At 42.2% G+C, this 15,549-nt stretch carries 14 protein-coding genes; 11 read left to right on the top strand and 3 right to left on the bottom strand.

The window, feature by feature from the left end; genetic code table 11:
* Nucleotides 1-24 precede the first annotated feature (24 nt).
* The gene (locus CA598_RS19855) at nucleotides 25-897 is read right to left on the bottom strand and encodes an alpha/beta hydrolase (RefSeq protein ID WP_094877611.1); all 873 of its coding nucleotides are present in this window, start codon (nucleotides 895-897) and stop codon (nucleotides 25-27) included.
* A 120-nt stretch (nucleotides 898-1,017) separates the two neighbouring features.
* Between CA598_RS19855 and CA598_RS19850 the strand changes: the two genes are divergently transcribed.
* From CA598_RS19850 to CA598_RS19825, 6 genes are all read left to right on the top strand, one after another.
* Complete coding sequence (locus CA598_RS19850) at nucleotides 1,018-2,259, top strand: M20 family metallo-hydrolase (protein ID WP_094877610.1); 1,242 nt, start codon at nucleotides 1,018-1,020, stop codon at nucleotides 2,257-2,259.
* A 293-nt stretch (nucleotides 2,260-2,552) separates the two neighbouring features.
* Nucleotides 2,553-3,530 (top strand): ring-cleaving dioxygenase, encoded by a 978-nt coding sequence (locus CA598_RS19845; protein WP_094877609.1) that lies wholly within the window; start codon nucleotides 2,553-2,555, stop codon nucleotides 3,528-3,530.
* 17 nt (nucleotides 3,531-3,547) lie between these two features.
* A complete protein-coding gene (locus tag CA598_RS19840) occupies nucleotides 3,548-4,156 on the top strand; it encodes a flavin reductase family protein (protein WP_094877608.1) in 609 nt (202 codons plus the stop codon).
* A 164-nt stretch (nucleotides 4,157-4,320) separates the two neighbouring features.
* The gene (locus CA598_RS19835; RefSeq protein ID WP_143812427.1) at nucleotides 4,321-4,896 is read left to right on the top strand and encodes a TetR/AcrR family transcriptional regulator; all 576 of its coding nucleotides are present in this window, start codon (nucleotides 4,321-4,323) and stop codon (nucleotides 4,894-4,896) included.
* A 114-nt stretch (nucleotides 4,897-5,010) separates the two neighbouring features.
* The gene (locus tag CA598_RS19830; RefSeq protein ID WP_042185341.1) at nucleotides 5,011-6,063 is read left to right on the top strand and encodes an LLM class flavin-dependent oxidoreductase; all 1,053 of its coding nucleotides are present in this window, start codon (nucleotides 5,011-5,013) and stop codon (nucleotides 6,061-6,063) included.
* A 39-nt stretch (nucleotides 6,064-6,102) separates the two neighbouring features.
* Nucleotides 6,103-7,071 carry an alpha/beta hydrolase gene (locus CA598_RS19825; protein WP_094877607.1) on the top strand — a complete coding sequence of 323 codons (969 nt, stop codon included), beginning with the start codon at nucleotides 6,103-6,105 and terminating at the stop codon, nucleotides 7,069-7,071.
* A gap of 196 nt (nucleotides 7,072-7,267) precedes the next feature.
* Here the strand turns inward: CA598_RS19825 and CA598_RS19820 are convergent, their stop codons facing one another.
* Nucleotides 7,268-7,807: an NADPH-dependent FMN reductase gene (locus CA598_RS19820; RefSeq protein WP_094877606.1), complete on the bottom strand. Its 540-nt coding sequence runs from the start codon at nucleotides 7,805-7,807 to the stop codon at nucleotides 7,268-7,270.
* A 281-nt stretch (nucleotides 7,808-8,088) separates the two neighbouring features.
* Between CA598_RS19820 and CA598_RS19815 the strand changes: the two genes are divergently transcribed.
* The 3 genes from CA598_RS19815 (at nucleotide 8,089) to CA598_RS19805 (ending at nucleotide 11,909) form a co-directional block, all read left to right on the top strand.
* Nucleotides 8,089-8,541 carry a MarR family winged helix-turn-helix transcriptional regulator gene (locus tag CA598_RS19815; protein ID WP_094872365.1) on the top strand — a complete coding sequence of 151 codons (453 nt, stop codon included), beginning with the start codon at nucleotides 8,089-8,091 and terminating at the stop codon, nucleotides 8,539-8,541.
* Nucleotides 8,542-8,552: 11 nt separating this feature from the next.
* Nucleotides 8,553-9,764 carry an MFS transporter gene (locus CA598_RS19810; protein ID WP_094877605.1) on the top strand — a complete coding sequence of 404 codons (1,212 nt, stop codon included), beginning with the start codon at nucleotides 8,553-8,555 and terminating at the stop codon, nucleotides 9,762-9,764.
* Nucleotides 9,765-10,139: 375 nt separating this feature from the next.
* Nucleotides 10,140-11,909 carry a M3 family oligoendopeptidase gene (locus CA598_RS19805; protein WP_094877604.1) on the top strand — a complete coding sequence of 590 codons (1,770 nt, stop codon included), beginning with the start codon at nucleotides 10,140-10,142 and terminating at the stop codon, nucleotides 11,907-11,909.
* Here CA598_RS19805 and CA598_RS19800 read toward each other — a convergent pair.
* A complete protein-coding gene (locus CA598_RS19800) occupies nucleotides 11,906-13,486 on the bottom strand; it encodes a bifunctional metallophosphatase/5'-nucleotidase (protein WP_094877603.1) in 1,581 nt (526 codons plus the stop codon). The genes CA598_RS19805 and CA598_RS19800 overlap by 4 nt on opposite strands.
* A 172-nt stretch (nucleotides 13,487-13,658) precedes the next feature.
* Here CA598_RS19800 and CA598_RS19795 point away from each other — a divergent pair, with 172 nt between their 5' ends.
* Nucleotides 13,659-14,636 carry a phosphate/phosphite/phosphonate ABC transporter substrate-binding protein gene (locus tag CA598_RS19795; RefSeq protein ID WP_094872358.1) on the top strand — a complete coding sequence of 326 codons (978 nt, stop codon included), beginning with the start codon at nucleotides 13,659-13,661 and terminating at the stop codon, nucleotides 14,634-14,636.
* A gap of 130 nt (nucleotides 14,637-14,766) precedes the next feature.
* Complete coding sequence (gene phnC / locus CA598_RS19790) at nucleotides 14,767-15,549, top strand: phosphonate ABC transporter ATP-binding protein (RefSeq protein WP_094872356.1); 783 nt, start codon at nucleotides 14,767-14,769, stop codon at nucleotides 15,547-15,549.

Genomic DNA, 15,549 nt, shown 5'->3' with positions numbered 1-15,549 from the left:
GGATTTTCCTGTTCTTTTACAGACTTACTCAGTAAGATGATGCTGGAGGAAATCAATCACCTGATGAAGAGCTTTTTGCACAACAGGGTTATTGAAATCTTTTTCAAATACATGCTCTCCGTTTGGAATAGTAATAAGCTTTGCCGGTACTCCTTCTTTCACTAGCGCAGCCCTCATGAATGCAGATTGTTCATACGGCACATCTACATCGTTCGTTCCATGCAGTAACAATGTTGGGGGGAATTCCTTAGTTACATGATAAATCGGACAGAATTTTAGGAGCTCTTCCTTATGTAGTGAAGGAGTTAAGCCGGTCACTTCTTGGATCCAGTTACCGGACTGTCTAGCATATAAATAAAGAAGGAAGCGCTCATCAACGCTTGCGTTCGTAATGATTTGATCGGACACCGAACGTTTGGCAATTTCCTTAGAGACGATATCTTTTTCAGCGTAGAATTTACTTGGTTCGAGTGCCCACTGTGCACTAATATCGCCGTAGCCATAGAAGGAGACAATGGCACGTGGCTTATGGGGGAACATTCCTGTGCACAGCGCAAGAAAACCACCTGCCGAGCTTCCTACCACAGCGATTCTTGAGGGGTCAATGGAGAATTGTTGAGGCCCTTTATTCGCTAACCAAAGAAGGCTATCTTGGACATCTTCTAGAATGTCATTAAGTGTTGACCTAGGGGCTAGTCTATAGTCAATCGAAAATAGTGCAAAACCATTAGTCGTGTAAAGTTGTATCATTTCCTCGGATAAATCTTCTCGATCCCCCCAAAGTAGGCCGCCTCCGTGAATGTACACAATAGCAGGGGCTTGGGGACGGCTTGTTTCATAAAAATCAGCTTTAATTGTAAATTGATCATTTTCTTTAAAAATAATGGTCTTCTTCATAGCTATCCATTACACCTCATCAAGTAAGTGATTTTTAAAGATTAGCGCTACCTCTATTGTATATCTTCACGAATTTGGATGAAACCATAATCATAAATACTCAGGATTGGAGATACTGGCATGGATAGAAAGAGAAGATATCAGGCTTTATTTGATAATATTAATCAATATAACTCGGGTGAGAAGGGCATCACTAGAATTGCCTATACCAATGAAGAGCAGACATGTACAAGTGCTTTTATGCGGATGTGTAAGGCTGAAGATTTAGATATCCGGATGGATCATTGCGGAAATGTGATTGCTAGAAGAAACGGGAAGATAGAAGGGCTCCCACCCGTTGTAATGGGCTCTCACTTGGATACGGTATATCAAGGTGGGAAGTACGATGGTGTAGTGGGTGTAACGGCTGCTTTGGAAGTGATCAAACGTCTAAACGAAAAAGGGATTGAAACGGATCATCCGATCGAAATTATTTCATTTGCCTGTGAAGAATCCTCGCGTTTTGGTATTTCAACAGTTGGCAGCAAAATAATGTCAGGGTTATTTCAGAAGGAGAAATATAGATCTTTGAAGGACAAAGACGGTATTACAATGGAAAAGGCATTTTCGCTATGTGCACTGGATTATAACAGTATTGATCAGGCGAGTAGAGAAAATGAAGAATTAAAAGCGTTTTTTGAATTACATATTGAACAAGGTCCTGTCTTAATAAACAATAATAAAAAAATTGGAATTGTGACTGGAATTGCTGCACCCGTGAGGCTTCATATTCAAATATCAGGGAAGGCATCCCACTCTGGAACGACACCTATGAATATGAGAAAAGATGCTTTTCTGGGTGCCTCAGAAATAGCACTTGAGCTTGAGAAAGCAGCCAAACTCGAACAAGAATTTGGAACGGTTGCGACGCTAGGGGTGATAGATATCTTGAATGGCGCTATGAACGTGGTTCCGGGAGAAGTGGAAATTAAAATTGATATCAGATCTACTTCAGTGGCATCCAGGAAACGTGTGTTAGACCATTTGTATCAGACGATAGCCTCAGTACAAGAAAATAGACAACTTGTAATTGAGAGTACGGAAATTATTTCGGAGGAACCTGTCCTATTATCTGATGAGATCAGTCAGGTTCTAGAATCCATTTGTGAAGAGAAGCGGATATTGAGTCAACGGATGATTAGTGGGGCAGGGCATGATGCCATGAACATGAACAAACTTTGCCCAGTAGGGCTTATCTTTGTTCCTTCTGTAGATGGACTTAGTCATCATCCTAATGAATTTACAGATATGGATGATATCATTATGGGGATTGATATCTTAGAAGAAGCTGTTCTTCGTTATGCGTTTGTAAGACAGACTTAGGTTTATCTTTCACAACCTTGTTCATTATGTTTCTTCACGTACTGAACAAGGCTGTTTTGCATATCTTTTATCGTGGTTTGTTGACAACAACAAAGGAGTGTGTTAAATTTATCTTAAGTTAAAGATAATTAATGTAAAGATAATTATTAGGAATAGTATTCTATGAAGCATAGGATGAAACGGTAGAAAGGGATTTTTTTGAATGATATCTTAACATTAAGATAATTCAATTAATCCTTCTTGATCAGGGAATTATATTACGAAATCAAACTAAACTTTAGGAGTGTATAATCATGAGAAATTTAAAAGGGATCCACCACGTAACAGCCATCACAAGCAGCGCAGAGAAAAACTACGAGTTCTTCACATACGTATTGGGAATGCGTCTAGTGAAGAAAACGGTCAATCAAGACGATATTCAAACGTATCACTTGTTTTTTGCAGATGATAAGGGCAGTGCCGGAACGGATATGACGTTCTTTGACTTCCCTAACATTCCGAAAGGCGTACACGGAACCAATGAAATCGCCAAGACATCCTTCCGGGTGCCAACAGATGCTGCATTAGACTACTGGGTAAAACGTTTTGATCGCCTGGATGTGAAGCATACCGGAATTAAAGAGCAGTTTGGTAAAAAGACATTATCCTTCGTGGATTTTGATGACCAACAATATCAACTGATCTCTGATGAATTTAATGAAGGGGTCGCATCAGGAACACCATGGCAAAAAGGACCGATTCCTTTAGCGTTTGCGATTACTGGCTTGGGACCGATCTTTGTACGTATAGCTGATTTCAGTTATTTTAAAGAAATGTTGGAAAGAGTTATGCAGTTTAAAGAAATCGGTCAAGAAGATGCTTATCATTTGTTTGAGGTCGGCGAAGGCGGAAATGGTGCACAAATTATTGTAGAGCATAACGAGGACTTACCGAATTCGCGTCAAGGCTTTGGTACGGTTCACCACGCTGCTTTCAGAGTAGAGGATCGGACCATGCTGGATGAGTGGACTAAGCATTTTGAAGACTTTGGATTCCGTACCTCAGGTTATGTGGATCGTCATTTCTTCGAGTCGCTGTATACACGTGTTGCTCCGCAAATCCTGTTCGAGCTTGCGACAGATGGACCTGGATTTATGGGAGATGAGGAATACGAAACGGTTGGAGAAAAGCTCTCATTACCACCATTCCTGGAGCCAAAGCGTGAGCAGATTGAGAAGTTAGTGCGGCCTATTGATACCGTCAGAAGCACGATCGATTTTGTGAAAGAGTGAAGAAGGAGCTGGGGAGATTGATTTCGATAGATCCGAAGCACAATAGTGAGCGGGAAAATTATAAGTTATTAATTGGGACTGTTATTCCTAGGCCTATTGCTTTTGTTACCACACAATCAGAAGAGGGCATATTGAATGGTGCGCCGTTTAGCTATTTTAATATCGTCTCTTCTAATCCTCCGATGGTTTCCCTGTCTATTCAAAGACCAGCGGGACGATTAAAGGATACCGCCCGTAATATTTATAACAATCATCAGTTTGTTGTGCATATTGTGGATGATGAGAATGTTCGGAAGATCAATCAAACCGCTGCCTCATTGCCAAGTGCAGAAAGTGAAATTGAACTAGCGAATCTTACACCGGTCCAAAGTGAAAATGTAGCTGTGCCTGGTGTATTGGAAGCAAAGGTGCGAATGGAGTGTAAGCTTGTACAAGCGATACCTCTAGGTGGTGGAGAAGAACCTGGTAGTGATTTGTTCATCGGCGAAATTGTTCAGTTTCACATTGATGAATCGATCTATCAGGAGGGGAGGATTGACCCTAGGGCCTTAAATGCAGTAAGTCGTTTAGCGGGAGCTAATTACGCTACGATTGGTGAGATTTTTGAAATTGAAAGACCGAAATAATAAACTAAGACCTGTTCGTAAGCGATGAAGCCTACCGAGCAGGTCTTTTTGTGGGCTAATTATAGTCATCAGCTATGCTAAGCAAACCGTAAGGTTTTCTCTCGAAGTTTATCTGGACTGATCGTTCCAGATATGTTATATTGCCATTACAGGAGGTGTTACTCATGGCAAGGACAAGAGAGTTTAACGAGGATCAAGCATTACATCAAGCGATGCTGTTGTTTTGGAAAAAGGGTTATGAGGCAACAAGCATACCGGACTTGCTGCAGGTTATGGGCATTAGCCGATCTAGTCTTTACGATACTTTTTCTGACAAGCAAACGTTGTACATTGCCGCACTGGAACATTACAAAAAGGTTAGCTTCAATAGACAGGTTATTCTTGAACGGGCGTCAAGCGTTAGAGCAGGGATTCAACAATTTTTTGAGCAACATATTACTTCAGCGTACGATACGGGCCTACCCGGCGGGTGTTTTGTAACGAATGCAGCTACAACATTAGAGTCGCGGGATGAAAAAATAAATGAATTGATAAAAACTAGTTTTTTGAATTTAGAACAGGCTTTTTGCGAGCTTTTGGAAAAAGGCCGACAATCAGGTGAAATTGATAAAACCACTGATGTCAAAGCGTGGTCTTATTTATTGCTGAATCTACATCAAAGCATAAATATCATGGCAAAAGCAGATCAGGATCAGCAACGTGCCAAAGAGATGATAAGCTTTGTAATTGCAGGAATATAATTTTTTTTTGGTTATTCCGGAACGATCGTTCCGTTATTGTAAATTATCTTTAATGCGGAGAAGAGACTTATGAAAAGTAGTGCAGGAGAAAAATTAAAAGAGGTGTGATAAATCATGGAAATAGGTGTTACTTCGTTCGTAGAAACAAAGCCTGATATTGAGACTGGAATTGTGATGAGTCACGCACAGCGATTACGAGAAGTAGTTGAAGAAATCGTCCTTGCGGATCAGGTGGGACTTGATGTTTTTGGTATTGGTGAGCATCATCGTGAAGATTATGCAGCTTCTTCACCAGCAATCGTGTTGTCCGCTGCTGCGTCCTTAACTAAAAGGATTCGCCTGACTAGTGCTGTGACGGTCCTTTCATCTGCTGATCCTGTACGTGTGTTTCAGGATTTCGCTATGCTTGATGGCATCTCCAATGGACGAGCCGAGATTATAGCGGGCCGGGGTTCATTCGTTGAATCCTTTCCGTTGTTTGGTTATGGCTTACATGACTATGATGAGCTATTTAATGAAAATATCGAACTGCTTATGAAAATACGGGAATCCGAGAAAGTAACATGGAAGGGAGGCCATCGGCCAGCAATTCATAATTTGGGCGTATACCCGCGGCCCGTCCAGAACTCTTTACCTATATGGATTGGCAGCGGAGGTACGCAAAGCTCCGCCGTTCGTGCAGGACTTTTGGGTCTGCCATTGATGTTGGCGATCATTGGCGGGAATCCAATGAATTTTGCTCCGCTTGTAGAGCTGTACAAGAAGGCGGCGGCCCGCGCTGGACATGATGTATCGCAGCTTCAGGTGGGATCTCATTCGATTGGATTCGTCGCAGAAGATACGGAACGGGCAGCAGATATCTTTTTTCCATCTACCCAGTACGGCATGAACAAGCTCGGCAAAGAGCGAGGATGGTCGTATTACGACCGCTCCAGCTATGATGCCGCCCGAAGCTTTGAGGGTGCATTGTACGTTGGAGATCCGGAAACAGTTGCTCAGAAGATCATTCATCTACGGAAGCATGTAGGAATAACACGCTTTATGATGTATGTTCCACTAAGCACGATGCCGCATGAACTTGTGTTGCGGGCTATAGAATTGCTCGGAACGGAGGTTGCTCCACGAGTACGAGAGGAAATTGCTAAGTGGGAAGCTGAGAAGGAATAAGGATTATACAAGCAATCATTATTGTATTGGAGGATTTTCATGAGTATCGATAAACGTATACTACCAGAATTAAGAGGGGCATATTCACAATTTCCAGGGTTTCAATTGGAAGATAATTTAGAGTGGAGCAGAAGTTTAGTGTCGGCTCCGCCAGTGAAGAAGTCAGAGCATGTAAACACAACCATTCGAAAAATTCCGGGTGTTGCAGGGGAGATACTGGTAAAAATTTATGAACCTGCTGGGCGAAATGCTGACAAGCTTCCAGCTATGCTGTGGATTCACGGGGGCGGATACGTGTTAGGACATCCTGATATGGACGACGAGTTGTGTGAACGCTTTGTTCAGACGGCTAGATGTGTTGTCGTGTCGGTTGATTATAGGCTGGCACCCGAGCACCCCTATCCAGCTGCAATCGAAGATTGTTATGCTGGCTTAGTATGGATGACGGAGGAAGCGGAATCACTTGGCATTGATGAGAATCGGGTTGCGATTGCTGGTGCAAGCGGCGGCGGCGGGCTGACAGCAGCACTTGCGCTGATGGCACGAGATAAAGGTGGACCATCCATTATCTTTCAGATGCCGTTGTACCCGATGCTCGACAACCGTAACATTACACCATCAAGCCATGAGATTACGGAAGAAGGTGCAATCTGGAACCGGACGGACAACTTAACGGCTTGGAACATGTACCTGGGCGAGGAGAACGATGCCAGCAGGATATCTTCCTATGCGGTACCAACGAGAGCGGAGAATTTAGCTGGACTGCCACCAACCTATACCTGTGTAGGTCAGCTTGATCTATTCCGAGATGAGACGATCGAATATGTAACACGACTTGCGCAAGCAGGTGTAGATATCGAATTTCACCTGTATCCCGGATGTTTTCATCTTTTCGAAATATTCGTTCCAGAAGCGGAAGTGAGTCAGCGCGCCGTTCAGTGCTATATAGATGCGATGGCCCGGGCACTTCATCCCAAACACCCGCTCTTCCCAAGCGTGAGCTGTTAATAATGCAAGCACAAACCATATGATCATTGCTCCTTGTTGTAGATTGATATCCTCGCTGATTATGCGAGAAAAGACTCTATACAGTGATTATTTCATCACACACAAAAAATACACCCCCTAGAATCGACCGGACAAACCATAGGTTTATCAATGTCTATTCTAAGAGGTGTATTTCATAATATTAAAGCGGGTGATCTTAACGAAGCATCTTGAGCGCACCGCTCCAAGCCAATACTTGATCAAGCATGCCATTTACATTGGTCAGGTGAAGATCCGCTGGTTTGAACACAGATCCGTTCTCGAAATCAGTGAACAGAGACAGAGCCGGATGTACACGAACGTCTGCTACTGACAGTTCTCCCAAAATTCCACGTAAATGCTCAGCTGCACGAGCGCCGCCTACGGAACCATAACTTACGATACCTGCTGCTTTGTTGTTCCAAGCTTCACGCGCGTAATCGAGTGCATTTTTCAGTGATGCGGAAATACTGTGGTTATATTCTTGAACGATAAATACGAAACCGTCTAACGTAGCAAGCTTTGTATTCCAAGCAGTTGCTTGCTCAGTAGCATCTACTTCTCCCATTAGTGGAAGTTTGAAGTCTGCGATATCAACGATCTCATAATTAGCATCTCCACGTGCATCTGCTACCTTTTTAACCCATTCCCCTACTTGTGGGCTTAAACGGCCTTGACGAGTACTTCCTAGAATGATACCGATGGTTAATTTAGACATTGTTTGTTCCTCCTCGATTTTTGTTCTACCAAATAGTTTGGCTAGAAATCCCATGAATTACACAACCTTTAAAAAAATAATCTTAAGAGTGCTTAGCTCTAGTTGTCTTTAAGTTAAGTATCTTTAACATGAGATAATAATACCGTGTTCAGTTTACTTTGTCAAGCAACTTAATAATAGTTAGTTTATAATTTTGTCTCACCTTTACAAATTTAGTTGTCTGGAATATAATTGTTTAAGCAACTATTTAAAACGAAAATGAAATGAGAAGAGGGCTGATCATGACGATAAAGCATAACTCATCTGAACTTACCTTAGGATTTATGATGGGAACGACCTATCGTAAATTAAGTGCGTTATTCCAAAATGGGTTAAAAGAATATGATATAACACCTGAGCAATGGTCAGTTCTGTTTCAAGTCGACAGGACGGAAGGGCTGATTCAGAAGGACATCGCGAAGCGTTCGGGTAAGGATAAACCAACTACGACGCGAATTCTGGATCACTTGGAGGGAAAAGGACTGATCTATAAAAAAACCGGGGAGAATGATCGACGTTCTTTTAAAGTCTATATTACGGAAAAAGGAAGAGCTCTAATTAAGGAAACCTTCCCTATTGAGGATCAGGTCACAGATGAAATTAAGAACTGTATTTCTAGTGATGAATATGAGCAACTCATGGGGTTGCTGCTAAGAATAAACAATCACATTGATCAAATAAATGATGGAGAGTAGGAAGGTAAGTTATGCCAGAACAACAAGAATTACGTACGAAACTTTGGACTAAATCTTTTATTGCTTTAACGTTTAGTGCTTTATTTTTATTTATGAATTTACAGATGCTGCTATCTTCATTTCCGTCTTATGTGAAAAGTGAATTTCAAGCCAGTGATATTATGGTCAGCTTGGTCACAAGTGTATTTGCACTAACTGCGATTGCTTCACGTTTTATGACTGCTTTTCTGATGCGAAAGGTTAGCCGCAATTTATTATTGTATATTGGCTTAGCCATCGCGGCCGCCATAACCGGTCTTTATGTGGCAGCAGATTCAATCGGGTCACTACTGCTGATGCGTGTAGGCTATGGGATTGGATTCGGGATTGCCAGCACGATTATTCCCACAATTGTTTCACAGATTATTCCTAGCAAAAGAATGGGCGAAGGGATCGGCTATTTTGGCTTATCAAGCAGTCTTGCAATGTCCATTGGTCCAATGATTGGTTTGAACGTAATGAAGCATTCGGGGTTTGGAACACTGGCGATGATCGGAACATTCACCCTGCTTCTTGCCTTTCCAGTCCTATTGTTCTCACGTTCGCTTCCAGCTCACCGCAAAAAACAATCGATTGAGCAAACCATTGAATCACCTAAACCTCTCAAGGTTCCTTTTAATAAAAAGTTAGTATTGCCCGCAATTCTGAATGTCCTGCTCGCGATCACTTATGGGGGATTACTTAGTTTTATCGCTTTGTTCGGCGAATCGGTACATTTAGAGCAAGTGGGTTTGTTCTTCTTATTTAACGCAATTACGATCATCATCATTAGACCGATTTCCGGCAGATTATTTGATAAAAGAGGACCCGCTGCTGTTTTGATTCCCGCAGCGTTTTGTGTCGTCGCGAGCTTAGCAGTGCTCTCGTATACAACATCCATGCCAATGCTCATTGTATCGGCATTGCTCTATGGACTCGGCTTTGGAGCTATTCAGCCAACTATACAGGCATGGATGCTTCGAACTTCTACACCTGCACAGTATGGCATGGCAAACAGTATGTTTTATAACTCAACGGATCTAGGGGTAGCGAGTGGAGCCATCATTCTTGGGGCGATTTCGGCAGCATCCAATTATGGGATGATGTATCGTTATTCTGCTGGATTCATGGTGTTGTTTCTAATGATTTATATTGGGATTCAGATTACAAAGTCTAGAAGTAACCCTTCAGCTTTAAGTCAATAAGGGAAATTTCAGATTAAGCTAATCTTTAGGTACTATTCATATCGTTTTAAGCTAAGGGGGTTATAGTAATCACATAACCCCCTTAAATATAGACCTTGACCCTGCCGGACGATGGCAGGGTCCTTTTTTTGTTGATGCAGAGGACAGAGATCGGTAGATTAAGCCAATCTTTATGTCTCTTTCATGTTCTTTTAAGCTAAGAGGGTTATAGTAATCACATAACCCCCTTATAATATAGACCTTGACCCCGCCGGACGATGGCGGGGTCCTTTTTTTATGTTTTTGTTCCCGTTCGAAAGCAATATCCAGACTTTATCCGCATAGGACGGTATAATGAAGAAATCTGGAGATGGGCAAAGGTTAGGAGAATCAACAATGAATATGACATGGAATTTGGATAGCTTATATCCTTCGTTTGAATCAGAGAAGTTAAAAGCGGATCGTCAGCTACTAGGTCAACTTATTATAGATTTAAAAGCCTGGGCTGAGGGCAATCTAAAGCGTGAGGGTGTTTCCGTCGCAGCGATCGAGGACTTTCTAAGACTCTACAACGATTATAAAAGTGTATATGTATGCTTGTTAGCTTATGCGGAGTTAACGCTTAGTGCAGATAGCAACTGTGAACAGGCTATGAATCTTGCCGATGATATCGAACAGGTCAGCTCAGAGATTGCTGGTGTAGCTGCGGGTTTTAAACGTTGGATTAGTACATGTGATCACCTGGATGAGCTTATTGTTAGCTCACCTTATCTTTTGCAGCATCAATTCTACTTGAATGAGCTTCTTTTACAATCCCGCTATGTGTTAAATGAGGACGTGGAGGTTGCCATTGCCCGAATGCAAAGTACAGGGTCCAAAGCTTGGGGAAGGTTATACATGGAGACCGCCTCAAGTACACTAGCAGATGTGGTGGTGCAAGGGGAGTCGAAACAAGCAACGCTTGCGGAACTAAGGAGTATGGCCTATGAGAATAACGCTTCATCAAGAAAAGCGGCTTATGAAGCCGAGGCTGAAGCTTGCAGTCGTATTGCTGGGGTTTGTGCAGCTTGCATGAATGGAATAAGTGGTGAGGCGCTAACGATTTATGGCATGCGTGGATATCAATCTTCTCTGGAAAAGGTGTTAGTGGCATCGCGAATGGACAGTGAAACTTTGTCGGCAATGCTCGCCGCTCTTCAGGAGAGTTTGCCAGCTTTTCATACCTATTATCAAAAGAAAGCCGAACTGCTGGGACATTCCACAAAGCTGCCTTTTTACGATATATTTGCACCTATAGGTGAAGAAAGTATGAAAATTTCTTACGAAGATGCTCAAAAAACAATCGTCTCAAGCTTCGCAACCTTTAGCGAGGAATTGGCCAACTTAGCTCAAAAGGCTTTTGATCAGCGATGGATTGATGCAGAACCAAAGGCCGGTAAGGGCGGCTTTGGGCTGTGCATTGATATTTTTCCGATAGGCGAGAGCAGGATCATGACTCAGTTCACTGGCAATGCTATAGATATTAGTATTCTTGCCCATGAGCTTGGTCATGCCTATCATAGCTCCTGTCTAGCGCATGAAACGATGTTGAACACGGATTATCCGATTCCGATAGCTGAAACGGCTTCGATCTTTTGCGAGACGATTGTGAATCAAGCTTTAATCGCAAGCTCCGCCAAGAAGGAAGCTCATCTTATTTTGGAGAGAAGCATTTCCGATGCCGGATATTATCTTGTGGATTTCTATGCCCGTTATTTATTTGAGCTTAAATTATATGAGAAAAGAGCATTAGGTCCGCTGCCTGTGCAAGAATTAAATGAATTGATGATTGCTTGTATGAAGGAAGCTTATGGAGAGAGCATTGCAACTGACACGATCCATCCGTACATGTGGATGAACAAGGCCGGATATTTTATGGCTGGTTATGAATTTATGAATTTTCCGTATTCTTTCGGACTGTTATTCGCTAAAGGACTCTACGCAGAGTATTTAAAAAAGGGCGAGGAGTTTGTCGCCCGGTATCGTCAGTTCCTTAGTGCTACCAGCAAGCATAATATTGCAGATATAGCGAAGTTTATGGATATTGATGTGCACTCCATTGATTTTTGGAGAGGTGCTTTAAAGCTGATTGAAACTGATATTGAGGCATTCATCAGCACAACCTAAACCACTCTCCAGTTGTGATCGCAGGTAGCTTCAATTTGGCCGCGGTTTTCAATGTAATTCGTGACAATTTCAGACATGTCGATCAGTATTTCTTTGACAATCGGTTTACCTTTATACATCTCATAATCTCCGCCACCGCTGGCTCTATAGTTATTCATAACCACATCATATTCTTTAGCGTCCTCTACAGGCTGTCCACGATACAGCAGATGGAGGACTCTTTTGCCTACAGGGTTATCAATATGAAGCTCGTAGTGGATGCCTTCCCACATATCATAATTGTAATGCTGCGATTTAGGTTCTACATAAGCAGGGTTAACAATTACATTCCCCTCTGTATCCTTTTGAAAATAGTTGGCGGTTTGTTCCAGTGCCTCTTTAATATCATGCCCGGTCAGCCTAAGAACCGTTAGCGTGTTAGGATAAATGAAGTTTGAAAGAATGTCTCTCCGTGTAATGGTATTACTGAAACCTTTGCAATCGTTACTGAGTAAAGCGGCTGTCGAAATCTCTACGCCTGAAGCCTCCATTTGAACCTTATTCATAAATTCTATAAAGGGATGGTCAGCCATTCGGCATTCATCTGCACTAGAAATAGATAGGTCACCGATCACTGTACCTATTCTCTCATCCAACCAGGTTTCTGTTTCTGATTCGAGCGTGCTGCTCAGACCTACAATTGTATCATCTACAGCTGTTTTGTCGTCCAGAGTAAGAAGCTCGGCATGTTTACTCTTAATCTTCCAATGCCCGTTTTCTTTTTGAAAGACTACTGAAATTTTACCAAGGGAATGTCCATTACAACCAGGCTGTATGATCGTTATACCATTTAATTCACTAGCAATAGAGCGATGCTGATGTCCGGTAATTAATACGTCTAATCCTTCTACCTCTGCACACATAGCGTAAGCTTGATTCTCTCCAGTTAATCTCTCAACAGGTTCTCCGTTAAGTAGATCGCGCTCGAACCCGCCATGATAAGCTACAACGAGCAAATCGGGTTGCTCTTCTTCTCGTATAGTGGCACACCAAAGCTTTACAGTCTCTAAAGCATCTTTAAATTGAAGCCCTTCAATATGGACAGGATTCTCCCAGTGTGGAATGTAATGTGTGGTAACTCCAAGAATGGCCACTTTGATTTTATCGTCTACCCATTTGATGATATAAGGTTTACCGAATGCCGGTTTACTTGTCGTTTGATCTATTATTCCAGCCGATAACCAAGGGAATTTGGAATCTTGAATGGCTTTATGGAGTAGTGGCTTCCCAAAATTAAATTCATGGTTGCCGATAATTGCGGCATCATATTTTAATTCGTTCAGTGCAGCGATCCCTGGATTTAATTCATTACTGTACTGTGTTGCTGCATAATAAGCTAGCGGTGTACCTTGAATAAGATCACCGTTATCCAGAAGAATCAGCTCCGGACAATGGGCTCTTTCTTGTTTAATGAGGCTGGCAATGGTTGCTAAGCCTTTTTGTTGTTTCTCACCCGTACGATAATCAATGGGACTTAAATGCCCATGGAGATCACTTGTTATGAGGATTTCACAGGTTAAGTTATTGTCTTTATTCATGGGTAGCCTCCTACGGATAATAAGTTCAGACCCCATTCTATCAGATAATTTGGAAACTTTAAGAGATTGGAATAAATTTTACATTTATTTGATAGTTAGATGCTCTAGATTTAATACAAAAACTTTATAGTCTAGAAGTACTAAAAAAAAGAAAACAGTGGAGGTCTTTCGTTTGAGAAAAATAAGTAAATTCGTATTGCCGCTAATGATGTCTATTACATTGCTTAGTGGTTGTGGTGCTAATAACACTGCTAATACTGCAAACCAAGGATCAACAGATGCAACAAATGCACCGAAGGAAACGGCAGCTCCTGTAGCAGAGGGTTATGTTCCAGAGAAGCTTACCGTACAATTTGTTCCTTCTCAAAATGCAGATACGCTCGAAGCTAAGGCAAAACCTCTTGAAAAATTACTGGGTGATAAACTCGGTATTCCTGTAAAAGTAAGTGTCTCTACTGATTACAACACGGTTATTGAAGCTATGGCTTCCAAAAAAGTGGATGTAGGTTTCCTTCCTCCAACAGCTTATGTATTAGCTAAAGAAAAAGGAGCTGCTGAAGTTATTCTTCAAGCTCAACGTTTTGGTGTAAATGATGAAACTGGCGCTCCAACAGATGAATTAGCTGATTTCTATAAATCTATGATCATCGTTAAGAAAGATTCTGCCATCCAATCCGTTGCCGATTTGAAAGGCAAAAAAATCGCCTATCAAAACGTTACATCCTCTGCAGGTTTTGTATGGCCGGCAGCAACACTGATGGATGCAGGACTTGATCCGCTGAAGGATGTACAAGCCATTACGGTTAAGGGACATGACCAAGGCGTACTTGCTGTACTGAACGGTGACGTAGACGCAGCAGCTATTTTCCAAGATGCCCGGAATATTGTTATTAAAGATTATCCGAAAGTATTTGAAGATACCCGTGTTCTTGCCTTTACGGATAAAATCCCTAATGATACGATTTCGGTCCGTTCAGATATGAATAAGGAATGGATGGAGAAAATTCAACAGGCGTTCATGGATATCGCAGCTGACACAGAAGGACATGCAATTGTTAAAGAAATTTATTCTCATGAAGGTTATGTGAAGTCACAAGATAGCAACTTTGACATTGTTCGTGAATACAACAATAAAGTAAAAACCGAGTAGTTCAAACCGTTCAAGGATACAACGATGTTGGTGTATAACAGGCATTAAGGATAGCCAGCTCCGGATTCCCCCCCCGGATCTGGCTATCTCTTTTATACGAATATACGAAAACACACAAAGGAATGATTTCATGATAAAGCTTCAGAATGTATCCAAGACGTATCAAAACGGAACTAAAGGCTTAAACAACATTAATCTGACGATTCCAGCTGGGGAATTTGTAGCTATTGTTGGTCTTTCCGGAGCGGGGAAGTCAACCTTACTGCGTTCCATTAACCGGCTTCATGATATTTCGGAAGGCGATATTCTTATAAACGGGCATTCCATCACGAATGCGAAGGGAAGCCAGCTACGAATGATTCGCCGGAATATCGGAATGATCTTCCAAAGCTTCAACTTAGTGAAACGTACGACTGTGCTTCGTAATGTATTGGCAGGACGGGTGGGCTATCATTCCACCCTACGGACGATACTCGGTAAATTCCCGCAAAAGGATATCGATTTAGCCTTCGAGTCACTCGATCGGGTCAATATCGTTGAGAAGGCGTACATCCGTGCAGATCAGCTATCTGGTGGTCAGCAGCAGCGCGTGGCTATTGCTCGTGTTCTTGCACAGGAGGCGCAAATTATCCTCGCAGATGAACCTGTCGCTTCACTGGATCCACTCACGACCAAGCAGGTTATGGATGATTTGAAAAAGATTAATGTAGAGCTTGGAATTACGACCATTGTGAATTTGCATTTTATCGATCTCGCTAGAGAATACGCTACCCGGATTATAGGACTCCGCGCAGGAGAGGTTGTCTTCGATGGTCCTGTATCGGAGGCAACCGATGAGAAGTTTGCTGAGATTTACGGCAGACCGATTCATCAGGATGAGTTGTTAGGTGAGCCTGTAATCGGAGGCATGTGA

Origin of the sequence: Paenibacillus sp. VTT E-133291, from assembly GCF_002264395.1 — a bacterium.
GTDB lineage: Bacteria > Bacillota > Bacilli > Paenibacillales > Paenibacillaceae > Paenibacillus_AQ > Paenibacillus_AQ nitricinens.
This window is presented reverse-complemented; position numbering and strand designations above follow the sequence as displayed.